17 protein-coding genes and 1 riboswitch are annotated in these 17,806 nt (G+C 59.6%); of the genes, 14 read left to right on the plus strand and 3 right to left on the minus strand.

All coding sequences use genetic code 11. From position 1 onward, the window contains the following. Positions 1-67: 67 nt before the first annotated feature. The 14 genes from dnaK (at position 68) to radC (ending at position 12,442) form a co-directional block, all read left to right on the plus strand. Positions 68-1,975 carry a molecular chaperone DnaK gene (dnaK, locus tag ACR0DJ_RS15650; protein WP_480685563.1) on the plus strand — a complete coding sequence of 636 codons (1,908 nt, stop codon included), beginning with the start codon at positions 68-70 and terminating at the stop codon, positions 1,973-1,975. 153 nt (positions 1,976-2,128) lie between these two features. Then, positions 2,129-2,698 carry an FkbM family methyltransferase gene (locus ACR0DJ_RS15655; RefSeq protein WP_480686288.1) on the plus strand — a complete coding sequence of 190 codons (570 nt, stop codon included), beginning with the start codon at positions 2,129-2,131 and terminating at the stop codon, positions 2,696-2,698. Positions 2,699-2,743: 45 nt separating this feature from the next. Beyond that, complete coding sequence (gene dnaJ, locus ACR0DJ_RS15660; RefSeq protein ID WP_152459574.1) at positions 2,744-3,892, plus strand: molecular chaperone DnaJ; 1,149 nt, start codon at positions 2,744-2,746, stop codon at positions 3,890-3,892. A 248-nt stretch (positions 3,893-4,140) separates the two neighbouring features. After that, positions 4,141-4,246: riboswitch (TPP riboswitch) on the plus strand. Between the two features lie 44 nt (positions 4,247-4,290). After that, a complete protein-coding gene (gene thiD / locus ACR0DJ_RS15665; RefSeq protein ID WP_425079442.1) occupies positions 4,291-5,094 on the plus strand; it encodes a bifunctional hydroxymethylpyrimidine kinase/phosphomethylpyrimidine kinase in 804 nt (267 codons plus the stop codon). Then, positions 5,091-6,068 carry a glycine oxidase ThiO gene (gene thiO / locus ACR0DJ_RS15670; RefSeq protein ID WP_480685567.1) on the plus strand — a complete coding sequence of 326 codons (978 nt, stop codon included), beginning with the start codon at positions 5,091-5,093 and terminating at the stop codon, positions 6,066-6,068. The genes thiD and thiO overlap by 4 nt, the downstream gene beginning before the upstream one ends. Then, the gene (thiS, locus tag ACR0DJ_RS15675; protein ID WP_170345790.1) at positions 6,052-6,246 is read left to right on the plus strand and encodes a sulfur carrier protein ThiS; all 195 of its coding nucleotides are present in this window, start codon (positions 6,052-6,054) and stop codon (positions 6,244-6,246) included. Before thiO ends, thiS begins: the two co-directional genes overlap by 17 nt. Positions 6,247-6,248: 2 nt before the next feature. After that, the gene (locus ACR0DJ_RS15680; protein WP_171116767.1) at positions 6,249-7,013 is read left to right on the plus strand and encodes a thiazole synthase; all 765 of its coding nucleotides are present in this window, start codon (positions 6,249-6,251) and stop codon (positions 7,011-7,013) included. After that, complete coding sequence (locus ACR0DJ_RS15685; RefSeq protein ID WP_480685568.1) at positions 7,010-7,606, plus strand: thiamine phosphate synthase; 597 nt, start codon at positions 7,010-7,012, stop codon at positions 7,604-7,606. The genes ACR0DJ_RS15680 and ACR0DJ_RS15685 overlap by 4 nt, the downstream gene beginning before the upstream one ends. Beyond that, entirely contained in the window at positions 7,603-8,568 is a 966-nt protein-coding gene (locus ACR0DJ_RS15690) for a HesA/MoeB/ThiF family protein (protein ID WP_480685570.1), read from the plus strand. The genes ACR0DJ_RS15685 and ACR0DJ_RS15690 overlap by 4 nt, the downstream gene beginning before the upstream one ends. A gap of 20 nt (positions 8,569-8,588) precedes the next feature. After that, positions 8,589-9,524 (plus strand): ABC transporter substrate-binding protein, encoded by a 936-nt coding sequence (locus tag ACR0DJ_RS15695; RefSeq protein ID WP_170345786.1) that lies wholly within the window; start codon positions 8,589-8,591, stop codon positions 9,522-9,524. Beyond that, on the plus strand, positions 9,521-10,195 hold the full coding sequence (gene tenA / locus ACR0DJ_RS15700; protein WP_480685572.1) for a thiaminase II: 675 nt from the start codon (positions 9,521-9,523) through the stop codon (positions 10,193-10,195). Before ACR0DJ_RS15695 ends, tenA begins: the two co-directional genes overlap by 4 nt. Continuing rightward, positions 10,192-10,920 carry an ABC transporter ATP-binding protein gene (locus tag ACR0DJ_RS15705; protein WP_480685573.1) on the plus strand — a complete coding sequence of 243 codons (729 nt, stop codon included), beginning with the start codon at positions 10,192-10,194 and terminating at the stop codon, positions 10,918-10,920. Before tenA ends, ACR0DJ_RS15705 begins: the two co-directional genes overlap by 4 nt. Continuing rightward, entirely contained in the window at positions 10,917-11,651 is a 735-nt protein-coding gene (locus ACR0DJ_RS15710) for an ABC transporter permease (protein ID WP_480685575.1), read from the plus strand. The genes ACR0DJ_RS15705 and ACR0DJ_RS15710 overlap by 4 nt, the downstream gene beginning before the upstream one ends. Positions 11,652-11,686: 35 nt before the next feature. Beyond that, positions 11,687-12,442, plus strand: a complete 756-nt coding sequence (radC, locus tag ACR0DJ_RS15715; RefSeq protein WP_152459563.1) for a RadC family protein — start codon at positions 11,687-11,689, stop codon at positions 12,440-12,442. A 3-nt stretch (positions 12,443-12,445) separates the two neighbouring features. Here the strand turns inward: radC and ACR0DJ_RS15720 are convergent, their stop codons facing one another. From ACR0DJ_RS15720 to secA, 3 genes are all read right to left on the minus strand, one after another. Beyond that, positions 12,446-14,002 carry a phosphate ABC transporter substrate-binding/OmpA family protein gene (locus tag ACR0DJ_RS15720; protein WP_480685577.1) on the minus strand — a complete coding sequence of 519 codons (1,557 nt, stop codon included), beginning with the start codon at positions 14,000-14,002 and terminating at the stop codon, positions 12,446-12,448. Between the two features lie 24 nt (positions 14,003-14,026). Next, on the minus strand, positions 14,027-14,944 hold the full coding sequence (locus ACR0DJ_RS15725; protein WP_425079432.1) for a hypothetical protein: 918 nt from the start codon (positions 14,942-14,944) through the stop codon (positions 14,027-14,029). 99 nt (positions 14,945-15,043) lie between these two features. Further along, positions 15,044-17,761: a preprotein translocase subunit SecA gene (gene secA, locus ACR0DJ_RS15730; protein ID WP_480685578.1), complete on the minus strand. Its 2,718-nt coding sequence runs from the start codon at positions 17,759-17,761 to the stop codon at positions 15,044-15,046. Positions 17,762-17,806 lie beyond the last annotated feature (45 nt).

Below are 17,806 nucleotides of genomic sequence, written 5' to 3' on the forward strand. Positions count from 1 at the left end.
CGGGGGTGGGATGCCATAACGGGTCCGACCCTCGGGACATCGCCTTGAAGAGAAAGGGATTGAAAAAATGGGAAAAGTAATCGGGATCGACCTCGGAACCACAAACTCCTGCGTAGCCATCATGGAAGGCTCGCAGCCGAAGGTCATCGAAAACGCCGAAGGGGCGCGGACCACGCCTTCGATCGTCGCCTTCACCGAAGATGAGCGACTGGTCGGTCAGCCGGCGAAACGCCAAGCGGTCACCAACCCCGACAACACGATCTTTGGCGTCAAACGTCTGATCGGGCGTCGTGTGGATGATGCCGAAGTTGAAAAAGACAAGAAAATGGTGCCGTATGCCATCGTCGATGGCGGCAATGGCGACGCATGGGTTGAAGCCCGCGGCGAAAAGTATTCTCCAAGCCAGATTTCCGCTTTCATTCTGGGCAAGATGAAGGAAACCGCCGAGAGCTATCTGGGCGAAGACGTCACCCAGGCCGTCATCACCGTTCCTGCATATTTCAACGACGCCCAGCGTCAGGCCACCAAAGACGCCGGTAAAATCGCCGGTCTGGAAGTGCTGCGGATCATCAACGAACCGACGGCGGCTGCGCTGGCCTATGGTCTGGACAAGGAAGAAACCCAAACCATCGCGGTTTATGACCTTGGTGGTGGTACCTTTGACGTGACCATCCTGGAAATCGACGACGGCCTGTTCGAGGTCAAATCGACCAATGGTGACACCTTCCTGGGTGGTGAAGACTTTGACATGCGCATCGTCAAATACCTGGCGGATGAGTTCAAAAAGGAACACGGTGTCGACCTGTCGCAAGACAAGATGGCCTTGCAGCGTCTGAAAGAAGCCGCGGAAAAAGCCAAGATCGAACTGTCCTCGACCTCGCAGACCGAGATCAACCAACCGTTCATCTCGATGGGCGCCAACGGTCAGCCGCTGCACATGGTCATGAAGCTGACCCGTGCCAAGCTGGAATCGCTGGTTTCGGACCTGATCAAGAAGTCGCTGAAGCCCTGCCAGGCCGCTCTGAAAGACGCGGGTCTGTCGGCTGCTGACGTGGACGAAGTTGTTCTGGTCGGTGGTATGACCCGGATGCCGAAAGTGATCGAAGAGGTCACCAAATTCTTCGGCAAAGAGCCGCACAAGGGCGTGAACCCGGACGAAGTGGTTGCCATGGGCGCCGCCATTCAGGCCGGTGTTCTTCAGGGCGACGTCAAAGACGTGGTTCTGCTGGACGTGACTCCGCTGTCGCTGGGCATCGAAACGCTGGGTGGCGTGTTCACCCGCCTGATCGACCGCAACACCACGATCCCGACCAAGAAGTCTCAGGTCTTCTCGACCGCCGAGGACAACCAGAACGCCGTGACCATCCGCGTGTTCCAGGGTGAACGTGAAATGGCTGCGGACAACAAGATCCTGGGTCAGTTCAACCTTGAAGACATCCCGCCGGCACCGCGCGGTATGCCTCAGATCGAGGTGACTTTTGACATCGACGCCAACGGCATCGTCTCGGTTTCGGCCAAAGACAAAGGCACTGGCAAAGAACAGAAGATCACCATCCAGGCCTCGGGCGGATTGTCCGACGAGGATATCGAAAAGATGGTCAAGGACGCCGAAGAGAACGCGGAAGCCGACAAGGAACGCCGCGAGCTGATCGAGGCGAAGAACCAGGCGGAAAGCCTCATCCATTCGACCGAAAAGTCGATGGAAGAGCATTCCGACAAAGTCGACCCGACCACGATCGAAGCCATCGAGCTGGCGATCGCCGCGTTGAAGGACGAGCTGGAAACCGAAAATGCCGACAAGATCAAGTCGGGCATCCAGAACGTCACCGAAGCCGCGATGAAGCTGGGCGAGGCCATCTATAAGGCGCAAGCCGAAGAAGGCGAAGAGGAACCTGCTGCCGCAGATGCTGCACCAGGCGACGATGACATCGTCGACGCCGAGTTCGAAGATCTCGACGACGACAAACGCGCCTGACGCGTTACTCGGTTCCGGCAGGCCTGGTTCGGGCCTGCCGGAACGGTCTTCACCATGCAGCACGCGTCTCCGAAGCCTCCATATGGCACTTACGTTCTTTCACATCGGATGGAAATCTTGCGCCGGTGGTCCGAGGGCATGCCACGTCAATGGATGTCGTCCGGAATTCGCAGGATAGTCATGGCCTCTCGGCGAGAGCCTTGCGATTATGCCTTTGTCGATGCCGGTGCGAATGTCGGGCTGTACACCCTGTGGGTCAGATCAGTTGCGCAGAAGTTGGCACGCAACCTGAAAGCGCTTGTGGTTGAACCGACTCCGGTCGACAAGGCTCGCCTCGGTACCACTCTGGCTGCCAATCAAGCCAGTGAGGACATCCATTGCGACAAGGCCTTGTCTGACGAACCCGGTGAGATGTGGTTCGAATCCGCGAACCTTGGCGACCAGGATCATGCCAAAGTTGCCGAGTCGGGCGATCTGTGCGTTCAGGCGATTCCGTTGCTGGACGCGACACGTGATGCCGGGCTGACCAGGGTTGATGCCATGAAAATGGATATCGAAGGTCAGGAAACCCGTGTATTGCGCGCTTTTTTCGAAGACGCACCGCGGGAGATTTGGCCCGAAGTGCTGCTGACGGAAATCAAGCATTCGGACGACGGGCTGGACGAGGTCTTGAATAAGGCAGGTTACATGGCCAGTTTTGCAAACAACACCAACGGCGTGTAAAGGCTCAATGAAAGCGCCGCGTCCGGCGGCACGAAGGAATAACAAATGTCAAAGCGCGACTATTACGAAGTGCTCGGCGTGTCCAAGGGCGCTTCGGCGGATGAGATCAAGAAGGGTTTTCGCAGGAAAGCCAAAGAGCTGCACCCTGACCGCAACAAGGACAACCCGGATGCCGAGGCGCAGTTCAAGGAAGCCAACGAGGCTTACGACGTTCTGCGCGATGCCGAAAAGAAGGCAGCTTATGATCGCTTTGGCCATGCCGCATTTGAAAACGGCATGGGCGGCGGTGGCCGCCCCGGTGGCGGTTTTGGCGGTCAAGGCGACTTCTCCAGCGCATTTTCGGATGTATTTGACGACCTGTTCGGTGATTTCATGGGGGGTCAAAGGGGTGGCGGTGGGCGTCGCGCCGCGCGCGGCTCGGACCTGCGCTACAACCTGCGTGTGACGCTGGAAGAGGCCTACTCGGGCCTGCAAAAAACCATCAATGTGCCAACGGCCGTGGCGTGTTCGTCCTGCGAAGGTACCGGGGCTGAAGGTGGCGTTGAGCCCACGTCCTGCCCCACCTGTTCAGGCATGGGAAAAGTGCGGGCACAACAGGGCTTCTTTACGGTGGAACGGACTTGCCCCACCTGTTCGGGACTGGGTCAGATCATCAAGAACCCCTGTAAATCCTGTCAGGGGGCCGGCAGGGTCGAAAAAGACCGGGCTTTGTCGGTGAACATTCCTGCTGGTGTCGAAACCGGAACGCGAATTCGTCTGGCGGGCGAAGGTGAGGCCGGAATGCGTGGCGGCCCTCCGGGCGATCTGTACATTTTCGTCGAAGTGGCCGAGCACAAACTGTTCGAACGCGACAGCGTGAACCTCTATTGCCGCGTGCCGGTCAGCATGGCCAAGGCGGCGCTGGGCGGATCGATCGAGGTTCCGACCATCGATGGCGGTCGCGGCCGCGTTCAGATTCCGGCCGGAAGCCAGTCGGGTCGGCAAATGCGCCTGCGCGGAAAAGGCATGCCTGCGTTGCGCGGCGGTGGCGTGGGTGACATGTTCATTGAACTGGCCGTGGAAACCCCGGTCAACCTGACCAGCCGCCAGAAAGAACTGCTCCGGGAATTCGACGATCTGGGTGAAGATAACCATCCGGAATCGAAAAGCTTTTTTTCGTCCGTCAAATCTTTCTGGGACGGTATGAAAGGCTGAACGACCGGGAACGGGGGCGCTGCCCCCGCCGCCCTTCGGGCGACTCCCCTGGGATATTTTCAGCCAGATGAAGCAAGGGATCCTGTATTCATCTGGCCAAAAATATCCCGGAGCGCGAGGCAGAGCCTCGCATGTCACTGTCTTACACATGCAGTCACATGCAGTTTTGGCCTTAGCAGAAAGCTGAAAGTGGCAATACATCTGGAAAATTGAGACTTGATTCCGGCCCTCGACCCTGAGAGTGTCCGCCTCAACCGTTGGGGTGCCCTTTGACAGGGCTGAGAGACGCAGCCGCGTTAACCCATCGAACCTGATCCGGGCAATGCCGGCGTAGGGAACGGTCTCTTGAACACAGACGTTTTCTCTACTCCGTTGCCCATAGAAGATGGAGCAACGACATGGCGGCAATTGCCCTGACCATAGCAGGATCCGACAGCGGCGGCGGCGCGGGTATTCAGGCTGACCTGAAGGCAATGTCGGCGTTGGGTGTTTTTGGCGCAAGCGTCGTCACCGCCGTTACCGCGCAGAACACGCAAGCTGTTACCGCGGTGCATGGGATTCCCCTGGATGTGATTTCCGCCCAAATTGACGCGGTTCTGAGCGATCTGGACGTTAAGGCCGTCAAAATCGGCATGCTTGGCACACCTGAGATCATTCATACGGTTGCCAGGGGGCTGGCGGCGTTCGAGGGTCCCGTAGTTCTTGATCCGGTCATGATCGCCAAATCCGGCGACGCTCTGTTGGCGCAAGAGGCGGTCCGGACGCTGCGCGATGTGTTGTTGCCAACGGCGACGGTTCTTACGCCGAATCTGCCTGAGGCGGCGTGCCTGCTGAACATGCCAGCGGCAGAAACGCGCGAGCAGATGGCTGAACAGGGCCGGGCATTGTGTGCCTTGGGTGCGGGTGCAGTCGTGATGAAAGGCGGACACGGGTCAGGTGATATCTGCCACGATTTGCTGATCGATTCGTCGGGTGTCATGGCCGAGTTTCAGGCCCCGCGTCAGGATACGAAAAACACCCATGGGACAGGATGCACCCTGTCGTCATCCATCACTGCCGGTTTGGCCAATGGGCTGACCCTGAGGGACGCGGTTGCGCAGGCGCATGACTATCTGCAAGGGGCCATCGCGCGCGCGGATGAGCTGAATGTCGGCGCTGGGCACGGCCCGGTGCATCATTTCCACCGGGTTTGGCCCGCGTGACGCTTTGGTCTGTCATAGGGGCAGGGGTTGCCGGTCTTGCCGTTGCCAGCGAACTGGTGTCGCGCGGTGCGAAGGTGCAGATATACGACCCCGGCGGGCCACCGGGCCCGCATGGGTGTTCGTGGTGGGCCGGGGGAATGCTGGCGCCGTGGTGCGAATATGAAAACGCAGAAGAACCGGTGCTGCGCCTGGGTCAGACGGCGATCGAATGGTGGGCTCAACGCACCAAGGTGATCCAGCGGGGAACGCTTGTTGTCGCAAGCGCCCGCGATGTACCGGACCTGCGCCGCTTCGCGCGTCGAACAAAAGAGTTCACCAAGGTCGAACGGGCAGAAATAAAGGAATTAGAGCCTGATCTGGCAGGGTTTGGCCAGGGCCTGTTTTTCGAACGCGAAGCCCATGTCGATCCGCGTCAGGCGCTGCGCGATCTGTATCGTCAACTGCAAACTCAGGGCGTGGAGTTCCACCGGAAACTGGCCCCCGCTCAGTTGGAGAATGCCATTGACTGCCGTGGTCTTCACGCGCGCGAATACCTGCATGACCTGCGCGGCGTGAAGGGCGAGATGCTGGTCATACGATGCCCTGACGTGGAACTGACGCGCCCGGTTCGTTTGCTGCACCCGCGGATGCCGCTTTATATCGTTCCGCGCGGCGACGGCGTCTATATGTTGGGTGCGACCATGATCGAATCTGAGGACAGCAGCCGCATCACCGCCCGTTCGATGCTGGAACTGCTCAGCGCAGCCTATGCCGTGAACCCGGCTTTTGGCGAAGCCGAGGTTTTGGAGATAGGCGTCGATCTGCGCCCCGCCTTCCCTGACAACTTGCCGCGTATCCGGCGTTTGGGTCGGACGATCTATGCCAACGGGCTCTATCGCCACGGGTATCTGCTGGCACCGGCGCTGGCGCGGGGTGTTGCGGATCTGGCGCTGCACAACACACATTCGGAGATGGTCGATGAAGATCGTGCTTAACGGCGAGGCGCGCGAGGTACGCGCCGAAACCTTGTTGGAATTGTTGGACGAATGCGGTTTCTCGGGCCGTGTGGCCACCGCCGTGAACGAAGATTTCGTGCCCTCAAGCCTGCGCGTCGCTCACAAGCTGGCCGAAGGTGACCGGGTTGAGGTCGTCGCACCGATGCAGGGGGGCTGAAGATGAAGACGTTTTACGGCACTGAACTGCCCAACCCGTTGATGCTGGGTACGGCGCAATATCCAAGCCCGGCCATTCTGGAGCAGGCGTTTCGCGAAAGCGGTGCAGGCGTTGCCACTGTATCCCTGCGGCGCGAAGCGGGTGCGGGTCAGACCTTTTGGAACATGATCCGCGACCTGGGTGTACGCATCCTGCCCAATACCGCCGGTTGCCATACGGTGAAAGAGGCCGTGACGACCGCCCATATGGCCCGCGAAGTGTTTGAGACCCGTTGGATCAAGCTGGAACTCATCGGACATACGGACAGCCTGCAACCAGACGTTTTCCAACTGGTCGAAGCCGCCCGCATTCTGACCGAGGACGGGTTTGAGGTGTTTCCCTACACCACCGATGACCTGATCGTGGGGGAACGCCTGCTGGAAGCGGGGTGCGAGGTGCTGATGCCCTGGGGCGCACCGATCGGCTCAGGTCAGGGGCTGAACAACGAATACGCCCTGCGTGCGATGCGGGCGGAATTTCCTGACATTCCCCTGGTGGTGGATGCAGGTATCGGATTGCCCAGCCACGCGGCCCGCGCGATGGAACTGGGCTTTGACGCGGTTCTGCTCAACACCGCTGTGGCCCGTGCCGGAGATCCGGTTCTGATGGCCAGGGCGATGGCGCAGGCAACCCTTGCCGGGCAATTGGCCCATCAGGCCGACCCGATCGAGCCGCGCGATATGGCTGAGCCCTCTACTCCTGTTGTTGGAAAGGCTTTCCTGTCATGACGCTGGACCGTTTCTATCCGATCTTTGATCACTCGGACTGGCTGCGGCGGATGCTGCCGCTGGGTGTCAAACTGGTGCAGCTGCGCATCAAGGATCAGCCGGATGATGTGGTGCACGACCAGATTGCCGTCTCACGCGATCTGTGCCGCGACCATGAGGCGGTTCTGGTGATCAATGACTATTGGCAGCAGGCGATCGATCTGGGTTGCGACTGGATTCATCTGGGGCAGGAAGATCTGGACGATGCAGACCTGAAAGCCATTCGAAAAGCGGGTCTGAAACTGGGTGTTTCCACCCATGACGATGATGAGCTTGAGCGTGTACTGGCCATGGATCCCGATTACGTGGCATTGGGACCGGTCTACCCCACCATTCTGAAAAAGATGAAATGGCATCAGCAGGGCCTGCCCCGCGTAACGGAATGGAAGGCGCGGGTTGGTGATATTCCCTTGGTTGGTATCGGCGGCATGAGTGTTGAGCGCGCGGCCGGTGTGCTGGAGGCCGGGGCGGACATTGTCTCGGCGGTCACGGATATCACACTGAACTCCGACCCCGAAGCACGGGTGCGCGCGTGGATCGAGGTCACACGATGAGCCGGTATGCCCGCCAGACGCTTCTGCCCGAAGTTGGGGCACAAGGGCAGGCACGTCTGTCAGAGGCTCGTGTTCTGGTCGTCGGTGCGGGCGGTCTGGCTGCTCCGGTCCTGCCGCTTTTGGCCGGGGCCGGGGTGGGGCAAATGACTATTATGGACGGTGATTCCGTCGATCTGTCGAACCTGCACCGTCAAACGTTTTTCTCCGAGGCCGATTGCGGGCAACCCAAGGCGGAAACCGTCGCCGCCCGCTGCCGCGCGCTGAATGGTGAAGCTGATGTCATCGGTCTGAATCAGCCTCTGACCAGTGAAAATGCGCCTGGTACGGTGTCGCAAGCCGATATCATTCTGGATTGCGCTGACAGCTACGCGGCCAGCTACATCCTGTCGGATACTTGTCTGGCACAAGGCAAGCCTTTGATCAGTGCCTCGGTTCTGGGGCTTTCGGGTTATGTGGGCGGGTTCTGCGGCGGGGGCCCATCGCTGCGCGCTGTCTTTCCCGATGCGCCGGACAGTGGCGCCAGCTGCGCCACTGCGGGGGTTCTGGGCCCCGTGGTTGGCGTGATTGGGGCGATGCAGGCGCAGATGGCGCTTAACGTGATCCTTGGGCTTGATCCTTCGCCCCTTGGGCAGTTGGTTCAATATGACGCAAGAACCTTGCGCAGCACCGGGTTTCGCTTTGATGACGCACCCGAACCCGGCAACTGTTTTCGCTTTCTGTCCACAAGCCAGCTGAAGGACACGGATCAGATCATCGAACTGCGCAGTTCGCAGGAAGCCCCTGTTCCCATCCATTCGAACGCGACGCGCGTATCACCGGATAATTTGCACGAAATAGACCCTAACAAGGGAAAAAGGCTGGCTCTGTGCTGTGCCACCGGTTTGCGGGCATGGCGTGCCGCCGAACAGATTCAACCAGATTGGCCGGGCGAGATTGTTCTCGTCGCGGCCTCAACCTCGTGAAGAAAAGGGAAACGCGAGACATGAAAAAGCTGATGACAGCCATCGCCCTTCTGGCCGCCGCGCCGGCATGGGCCGAAGACAAAATGACCGTCCTGCTGGACTGGTTCATCAACCCTGATCATGGTCCCATCATCGTGGCGCAGGAAAACGGCTATTTTGCCGAACAAGGGCTTGAGGTCGAGATCGTTCCGCCCGCCGACCCGTCCGCCCCGCCCCGTTTGGTGGCTGCCGGTCAAGCCGATCTGGCGGTGTCTTACCAGCCGCAATTGCACTTGCAGATTCACGAGGGCCTGCCACTGAAGCGTGTCGGCACGTTGGTTGCGACGCCACTGAACTGCCTTCTGGTGCTGGAAGACGGGCCAATCAAGTCGCCGGCCGACCTCAAGGGTAAAAAAATCGGGTTCTCGGTTGCAGGGGTCGAAGAAGCCATCCTTGGCACCGTTCTGGGCAAATATGATGTTGCGCTGGGCGATGTTGAGCTGATCAACGTCAACTTTTCCCTCTCGCCGTCGCTGATGACCGGTCAGGTGGATGCGGTCATTGGCGCATATCGCAACTTCGAGCTGAACCAGATGGATATCGAAGGTCGTCCCGGCACCTGCTTCTATATCGAGGAAGAAGGCGTTCCGTCTTATGACGAACTGATCTATGTCGCCAATCCGGATACGATGGACAAGGACAAGATTGCCCGGTTCCTCGCCGCGACTGAAAAAGCGACCCAATATATCGTCAACAATCCGGAAAAAAGCTGGGAGATCTTCGCGGCCACCTCGCCCGAACTTCAGGACGAGCTGAATGCCCGCGCCTGGGTCGATACACTGCCGCGTTTTGCGTTGCGTCCGGCAGGTTTTGATGCCGGTCGTTATGCCCGGTTCGAAACCTTCCTGAACGAAAGCGGGATGATCGACAGCGTCCTTCCGGTCAGTGACATCGCCATCGACGTGACCGCGCAATGAGCAACTATGGCAAAGCCTTCGCGCTGATGCGTGATGCTGCGGCGGGGCCGTGGCGGGATTATACCCGCCACGCCTTCGTAGAGGGCATGAAAGACGGAACGCTGCCACGCGAGGCGTTTCTGCATTATCTGCGGCAGGATTATGTGTTCCTTATCCACTTCAGCCGCGCGTGGGCCCTGGCGGTGGTGAAATCGGAAACGCATGAAGAAATGCTTGCCGCATCGCGAACCGTGAACGGTTTGATCAGCGAAGAGATGAAACTGCATATCGGTATCTGCGCGGCAGAAGGCATCTCGCAGGCAGAGCTGTTTGCCACGCCAGAGCGTCACGAGAATCTGGCCTATACCCGGTTTGTCCTGGAAGCAGGCTACAGCGGAGACCTTCTGGATCTGCTGGCGGCGCTTGTTCCTTGCGTCATGGGATATGGCGAGATCGGTACACGGCTGTCCGCCGAGGCAACGTCCGGGACATATCGCGGCTGGATCGACACGTATTCCGGTAAAGATTACCAAGGCGCATGTGTGGCGGTCGGCGAGTTGCTGGATCAGGCTCTAACAAGACGTATTGGGGCTGATTTTCAGGGTTCGCCACGCTGGGATCGACTGTGCCAGACCTTCCGCAAGGCGACAGAGCTTGAGATTGACTTCTGGCAGATGGGATTGACGCCATGACCCCTGCGCCCGATCTGACCATCAGCGGCACCGCCACAATCGACGGCGCGACCCTGTTTGCGCCGCTGACCCTGACCCTTGGGGCCGGGGCGTGGACGTGCCTGCTGGGCGGTTCGGGCGTGGGAAAAACCACGGTTCTGAGGTTGATTGCGGGGCTCGAGACCGGGGCCGCCTTCGCTGGCCACATCACGGCCAGTGATGGCTTGCCTGTGGCTGAGCGTGTCTCATACATGGCGCAGGATGATCTTCTGTTGCCTTGGGCGACCGTCGCGCAGAATGTCTCGCTGGGCGCGCGTTTGCGTGGTGAAACCGTTGATCTTGATCGACGCGACCGCCTTATAAAACGTATGCGGTTGCAGGATCACATGAACAAGAAGCCCAACGCGTTGTCCGGTGGGCAACGCCAGCGTGTCGCTTTGGCCCGGACCTTGATGGAAGATCGTCCCGTTGTTTTGCTGGACGAACCCTTTTCGGCGCTCGATGCCCGCACCCGCGCTGACATGCAGGATCTGGCCGCCGAAGCTTTGAACGGGCGCACCGTCCTTCTTGTGACCCATGATCCGGCGGAAGCTGCGCGTTTGGGGCAATCCATCGTGGTGATGACGCAGCACGGATTGACGCCCTGCGATCCGCCCCGGGCCCCGGCCCCGCGCCGCGTGGATGATCTGGAGACACTGGAAACCCAGGGTGCCTTGCTGCGTCTTCTCCGCGAGGGCGCGCCATGAGGTATTTTTCTGCATTGGCCGCAACTTTGTTTGCCTTGCTGATTTGGCAGGGCATCGTGACCCTGACCGGATTGCCTAAGTTCATCCTGCCCGGACCCGCCGTCGTGGCCGAAACCTGGTGGCAGAACCGCTGGGTGATCGCCGAGCACACCTGGATCACCGCGATCGAAGTGGTGATCGGTATGGCGTGCGGGACGCTGCTGGGTGTCGTCACCGCGTTGCAACTGGCGAATTCGCGGGCGGCGCGGGTGCTGGTGCAGCCGATGCTCGTGTTCACGCAGGCTCTGCCGGTTTTCGCATTGGCACCGTTGCTGACGCTGTGGCTGGGCTATGGGCTCTGGTCCAAGGTCGCCATGGCGGTGTTGATCATCTATTTCCCCATCACCTCGTCTTTCTTCGACGGGCTGATGCGCACCCCTTCGGGATATCTGGATCTGGTCCGAACGATGCAGGCCAGCAAGCGCGCCGTATTGTGGCATATCCGTATCCCGGCGGCGCTGCCCTCGCTGGCGTCGGGGATGCGGTTGGCGGCGGTGTATGCTCCGATTGGGGCAGTGATCGGTGAATGGGTCGGCTCGTCGCAGGGGTTGGGATATCTGATGCTGCTGGCCAATGGGCGTGCCAAGACCGATCTCATGTTTGCCGCGATGCTGACGCTGGGTGTGTTCTCGATCCTTCTGCACATGGTTGTCCGTCGGGCCACGGCACGCATGGCGGGCGAGATGCGTTAACCAATCAGAAACCGATTCTGGGTCAGGGTGAGCCCATGACACAGGACGCCTTTGCCGAAGCCCCGATGCTGTTTGATACGGACGAAGCGCCGGCGCAGCCGCTGCCCTCTGGTCGGCTACCCTCCTACATAAAAGACCACCGCAAGCGGCTGCGCGAACGGTTCATGACCGGCGGGTCCGCGGCGATGCCGGATTACGAACTGCTGGAGCTGGTTCTGTTCCGGTCCATTCCCCGGCAGGATGTGAAGCCACTGGCGCGGGCGTTGATGGACACTTTTGGTGATTTCAATCGTGTCCTGACCGCGCCCGAGGAACGACTGCGCCAGATCAAGGGCGTTGGCGATACCGTCGTTACCGACCTGAAAATTCTTGAGGCCTGCGCCCATCGGATGGCGCGCGCCCGGGTGATGCAGCGGCATGTGATCTCGGGCTGGGATGCACTGCTGGATTATTGTCACACCACGATGGCACATCGTGAGATCGAACAGTTTCGCGTGTTCTATCTGGACCGCAAGAACGTAATGATCGCGGATGAGGAACAGGCCAAGGGCACCGTGGATCACGTGCCGGTTTACCCGCGCGAGGTTGCCAAACGAGCGCTGGAACTGAATGCCTCGGCCCTGATTCTGGTGCACAACCACCCGTCGGGTGATCCGACGCCCTCGCAATCGGATATCGACATGACAAACCGTATTCAGGATGCCTGTTCGGCGTTGGGCCTGACCCTTCACGACCACCTGATCATTGGAAAATCGACCGAGTTGAGCTTTCGCTCCGAAGGGTATCTGTGACCTTCACTGCACCCAGATTTCAACCCGGCGGTTGACCTTGCGGCCCCATTCGGTGTCGTCACAGGCCATCGGCATTGCTTCGCCAAACCCTTCCGCGACCACCTCGATACTGTCTGATATCGATGTCTCGGCCGCAGCCAGAACCGCGTTTCGTACGGTCTGTGCACGCCGCAGGGCAATGCGGGCGTTGGTGGCGGCCCCGCCATCCCCGTCGCTGAAGCCGGCAAACACCAGCTTGCGTGCCTTCAGTGTTCCGGCGTCAAGCATATGTGCCAGTTGCTGAATATTGGAGCGTGACTGCGCATCCGGACGGGATGATCCGGGCTCGAACCGAACCGACAGGGACAGGCGCGACAGCGGGCGCAGGGTTTCGATCATGCGCTGAAGCTCGTCCAGCCCAACTTCGGGCCCTCCGGTGGCGATGGCATTGGCAAGCCGGTCGCCTTGTACGCCAACCGGCAAGGTTTCAGGCGACTGATCCACATAACCTGCGTCACGAATGGCCATCTGGGCCCCGGGGCTTAGACTAAAGGCCAGAAACTGCCGTGCGATCCGCGGCAGGCGGCGTTCGGGCAGATACAGGAACATCGGCAGATTCAGCGGATAATCTTCGGTCTTGATCGATTGACGGGTTGCGGTCAGCGGATGCCCACACCCTCCGGTCAACGGCAGGGCGCGGGTATCGCCGGCTGTCGCCTTGCTGGCGATTCCGATGGAAAACGGGTCTTTTGCCACGGCCTTGGTCAGGTCGCTTGTTCGAATATGACGAATTGCGGTATCGGTCAGTTCCACACCAGCGGTCTTCAATACCTGATCCTCGACAGCCTGCGCCAGCCCCGAACCCGGATCCGGCACATGCAAGGCGATCGGAGCATCCGGCCCGCCCAGGTCCACCCAGTTCTTCACTTCACCTGACAGAATGCGCGCCAAATCGGCCAGCGAAATCTGACGCATCACACTATCGGGCGCCACCACCGGAACCATGGCGTCCAATGCAACAACCCTGGATCGCCGGGCCCGTTTCAAATCACCCAGCCCCGCGGCTTCGGCTGCATCCCGCTCTGCCTCGCGTACTTCGCGCAGGGCCATCACGATATCTGTCTGGTCTTCGATCAGCTTGGCGAATCCACGATCCGTGGTCCCAACGTCAAAGTAGAACCGCGCCAACGGGGCGTCACGGCCTGACTGAAAAAGTTCATAGACGAAGGTGTCCGAATCCACGCGGGCAGGCGTTGCGGTCAGATCTTCCTGCCGCGCAAACCCGATGATCAGGGCGGGCAGGACCGTTTCGGCCGTGACAGACGATCCGGAAAACCACAACTCGGCTACGAAATCCGTCAGGCTGGGGCACGCAGGTCCGTCGCATGTGACGCCCGAACCATCAACGGTCAACTCACCGAACTGCGTATCAACGCGGTAGAATTCGCCGTCAAAGCCCAGCAGGTTGCCTGTTACTTCGACCTTGCCGTCATGAGACTTCAGCGTGATGTCCTGCGCCATTGCACAGGTCGCACCTGCAACGGTAAACAGCGCGGTCACAGCCGCACGAAAGAAAGTCATAAGAGAGTCGAGCCTGCCTGCGGATTACTTTGCCGCAATTGTCAGGTCTGAGAGCAGATTATTCAACACTAGAAACTCACCGGCCTGCGAACAATCCGGAAGGGTCAGGGACATGTCGCGCGACCGCAGGCGGCTATCTGACAGAAGTTCCAGCGCCTGCACATTCAGCGTTTGCCCGCAGTTGGCTTCGGTTACTTCGGCTTCGACCGTCAGGTCGATGGTGCCGGACCGGCCCGACGCGCCTGTCGGAAAAGAATAGACTTCGATATTCTTGGCACTGCCCAGACCCGTCTGGCCCAGGCGCAGAACCTCTCCTGCGCCATTTGCCGAGGACTCATCCCACACATGGCCGCTGCTGCCATAGCTTGCCCCGAATTCCAGCGCGTGAATCTGCAACTCGGTATCACCCTGCCATTGCAGGACGACGCGGTCATATTCGGCAATGTCGGTCACGTGAGTAGTGGCGACCGTACCGGTTTCATCTTCGAATGAAATCAGGAAAATCGCGTATTCCGACAGTGCCGGGATGGTCATGCCCAAGGCACCGTAATCGTCAGTGTTCTGGCTGACCGTCAGGCCGCTGTGATGAATTTCAACGCGTTCGTTTCGGTGGCAGGGTGCCCGCAGCGACAGCTGTGCCATGGCGCCGGGGACGGCGACGGCGCGCGCGCTGATGTTGCAATCCGTCGTTTTCGGGGCTGACGGCACCGCGCGGGGTTCGGGCGCTGCCGCCCCGGAATCTGCGTCAGACGCCGGAGCCGAAGTCAGTACGATAGCATCCAACCCCGACAAAACCGAAGATTGCTGAGATGCCGAGGCAACATCAACACTATCCCCCGCGTTCGCCGGCTGCGCGGTTGGTCCGTTCTGCATCAGGTAGCCTATGCCCAAAGCACAAGCGACCGTGCCGCACATGGTCACGTAGTTTCGAACTACAAACAAGACACCCTCCCCAGTTGAAGGAGCAAATCGCACATTCGCCACGAATCGCGGCCAATTTGTGGCCGCGAGACGAACACATTGTGGATTCGGAGGGTGACGTTAGGTCAGTCGGCCATGGCAGTGTTTGAACTTCTTGCCCGAGCCACACGGGCACGGATCATTTCGCGACGGGTTGCCCCAGGTCGATGGATCGCTTTCGTCGAACCCGGGAAGCGCATCGCCCGAAGCCGCAGCCTCGGCCTTGGCTTCGGCCTGTTTCGCGGCCTTGTCCACGGCCTCCTGCGCCTGCGCCTGCTGCCCTGCCATCTGCGCCAGCATTTCTTTCTGTTCTTCTTCGGTCAGCGGACGTACGCGTGACAATTGCTGTGTCACGGTTTCGCGCAGGGAATCCAGCATGCTTTCGAACAGCTGGAAGCTTTCGTTCTTGTATTCGTTCAGAGGATCGCGCTGGGCATAACCGCGGAACCCAACGACCGAGCGCAGATGTTCCAGGGTCAGCAGATGCTCGCGCCATTTGCTGTCGATGGTCTGAAGCAGAACCTGCTTTTCGATGTTGCGCATGTTTTCAGGGCCAAAGGCGACGGCCTTCTGCGCCATCATCTCATCCGCAGCCTTGATCAGACGTTCGCGCACCTGCTCGTCATCCACGCCTTCTTCGGCGGCCCAGTCCTGAACCGGGACGTCCATGTTCAGCTTGTCCTTTATCGCCTCGTGCAGGCCCTCGGTATCCCACTGATCCGCATAGGATTTCGGCGGCATGTATTCGTCAATCAGGTCGTCAATCACCTGTTCGCGCATATCCGAGACGATCTCGGACAGGTCGTTCGCAGACATGATTTCGCGGCGCTGGCTGAAGATCACCTTCCGCTGGTCGTTCATCACGTCGTCGAACTTCAGAACGTTCTTGCGCATGTCAAAGTTGCGGCCTTCGACCTTGGATTGCGCGCGTTCCAGCGATTTGTTCACCCAGGGGTGAATGATCGCCTCGCCTTCCTTCATGCCCAGCGTGGTCAATACCTTGTCCAGCCGTTCCGAGCCGAAGATGCGCATCAGGTCATCCTCGAGGCTCAGGTAAAACACCGTTCGGCCCGGATCGCCCTGACGGCCGGAACGGCCGCGCAGCTGGTTGTCGATTCGACGGCTTTCGTGGCGTTCGGATGCCATGACGTAAAGGCCGCCAGCAGCCAGAACCTTTTCCTTTTCCTCGGCGTGGCGTGCTTCTTCGGCGGCCCGCAGTTCAGAAGGATCCGCGTCTGGATTCTCGGCAATCGCTTTCAGCACCTTCATCTCTACATTGCCGCCAAGCTGAATGTCGGTGCCGCGACCGGCCATGTTGGTGGCGATGGTTACCGCGCCCAGACGACCGGCATCAGCAACGATCTGTGCCTCTTGTTCGTGCTGGCGGGCGTTCAGAACGTTGTGCTTGATACCTTCCTTGGTCAGCATCTGGCTGAGCAGTTCGGATTTTTCGATCGACGTGGTCCCCAGCAGAACCGGCTGGCCCTTTTCCTGCGCCTTTTTCGTCTCGGCGATCATCGCGTTGTATTTTTCGGCGGCCGTACGATAGACCTGATCATCTTCGTCGATACGGGCAATCGGCAGATTGGTCGGAACTTCGACCACGCCCAGACCGTAGATCTCGGCAAATTCTTCGGCTTCGGTCAGCGCGGTGCCGGTCATGCCGCTCAGTTTGTCATACAGGCGGAAATAGTTCTGGAATGTCACGCTGGCCAACGTGACGTTTTCCGGCTGGATCTGAACCTTTTCCTTGGCTTCGATCGCCTGATGCAGACCTTCGGACAGGCGACGGCCCGGCATCATGCGGCCGGTGAATTCATCGATCAATACGACATTGCCGTCGCGCACGATGTAATCCTTGTCGCGCTGGAACAGCTTGTGTGCACGCAGCGCCTGGTTGACGTGATGCACGACGGTGGTGCTTTCCGGATCATACAGGGAATGGCCTTCGGGAATCAGGCCGGCCTGAAGCAACTGTGCCTCAAGAAATTCGTTGCCTTCATCGGTGAAGGTCACATTGCGCGATTTTTCGTCCAGGGTGTAATGATCTTCGCTCAGCGTCGGGATCAGGGCATCAATCGCGGTGTACAGGTCAGACCGGTCCTGCGCAGGACCCGAGATGATCAGCGGCGTCCGCGCTTCATCGATCAGGATCGAGTCGACCTCGTCCACGATCGCAAAGTTGTGATGTTTCTGGTAAACCTGCTCCAGATCCGCCTTCATGTTGTCGCGCAGATAGTCGAAGCCCAGCTCATTGTTGGTGGCATACGTGATGTCACGGGAATACGCGGCCAGTTTTTCCGCATCGGGCTGGCCGGACCAGATCACGCCGGTGGTCATGCCCACGGCCGCAAAAACCTTGCCCATCCATTCCGCGTCACGCTTGGCCAGGTATTCGTTCACCGTGACGACGTGCACGCCTTTGCCGGTCAGTGCGTTCAGATAAGCCGGGAAGGTGGCGACCAGAGTCTTGCCCTCGCCCGTCTTCATTTCCGCGATGTTGCCCTGATGCAGGAAAATGCCGCCCATCAGCTGCACGTCAAAGGCCCGCAGGCCAAGTGCGCGCTTGGCGCCTTCGCGTACGTTGGCAAAGGCCTCGGGCAGCAGGTCGTCCAGGCTTTCGCCATCCAGCGCGCGCTTGCGCAGGTCTTCGGTCTTGTCGATCAGACCTTGATCTGAAAGCTTTTCAAACTCTGGTTCCAGCGCATTGATCTTTTCGACCAGAGGGCGGGTCGCCTTGATCTTGCGGTCGTTCGGTGTTCCGAACACCTTTTTGGCGAGCGTTCCGAGTCCCAGCATGTTCACTCCAGAGGATCTGTTCTTTTCGTGGTTGCGACAGGCTTG

It is taken from the genome of Ruegeria sp. BF10, assembly GCF_056538725.1.

Bases quoted from the DNA above. Each gene is read 5' to 3' on its own strand.
- ACR0DJ_RS15720 (WP_480685577.1), bottom strand. From the start codon at position 14,002: ATGACTTTCTTTCGTGCGGCTGTGACCGCGCTGTTTACCGTTGCAGGT.
- dnaJ (WP_152459574.1), top strand. From the start codon at position 2,744: ATGTCAAAGCGCGACTATTACGAAGTGCTCGGCGTGTCCAAGGGCGCT.
- thiS (WP_170345790.1), top strand. From the start codon at position 6,052: ATGAAGATCGTGCTTAACGGCGAGGCGCGCGAGGTACGCGCCGAAACC.
- ACR0DJ_RS15705 (WP_480685573.1), top strand. From the start codon at position 10,192: ATGACCCCTGCGCCCGATCTGACCATCAGCGGCACCGCCACAATCGAC.
- radC (WP_152459563.1), top strand. From the start codon at position 11,687: ATGACACAGGACGCCTTTGCCGAAGCCCCGATGCTGTTTGATACGGAC.
- ACR0DJ_RS15680 (WP_171116767.1), top strand. From the start codon at position 6,249: ATGAAGACGTTTTACGGCACTGAACTGCCCAACCCGTTGATGCTGGGT.
- thiD (WP_425079442.1), top strand. From the start codon at position 4,291: ATGGCGGCAATTGCCCTGACCATAGCAGGATCCGACAGCGGCGGCGGC.
- ACR0DJ_RS15690 (WP_480685570.1), top strand. From the start codon at position 7,603: ATGAGCCGGTATGCCCGCCAGACGCTTCTGCCCGAAGTTGGGGCACAA.
- ACR0DJ_RS15710 (WP_480685575.1), top strand. From the start codon at position 10,917: ATGAGGTATTTTTCTGCATTGGCCGCAACTTTGTTTGCCTTGCTGATT.
- tenA (WP_480685572.1), top strand. From the start codon at position 9,521: ATGAGCAACTATGGCAAAGCCTTCGCGCTGATGCGTGATGCTGCGGCG.
- ACR0DJ_RS15685 (WP_480685568.1), top strand. From the start codon at position 7,010: ATGACGCTGGACCGTTTCTATCCGATCTTTGATCACTCGGACTGGCTG.
- dnaK (WP_480685563.1), top strand. From the start codon at position 68: ATGGGAAAAGTAATCGGGATCGACCTCGGAACCACAAACTCCTGCGTA.
- ACR0DJ_RS15695 (WP_170345786.1), top strand. From the start codon at position 8,589: ATGAAAAAGCTGATGACAGCCATCGCCCTTCTGGCCGCCGCGCCGGCA.
- ACR0DJ_RS15655 (WP_480686288.1), top strand. From the start codon at position 2,129: ATGTCGTCCGGAATTCGCAGGATAGTCATGGCCTCTCGGCGAGAGCCT.
- secA (WP_480685578.1), bottom strand. From the start codon at position 17,761: ATGCTGGGACTCGGAACGCTCGCCAAAAAGGTGTTCGGAACACCGAAC.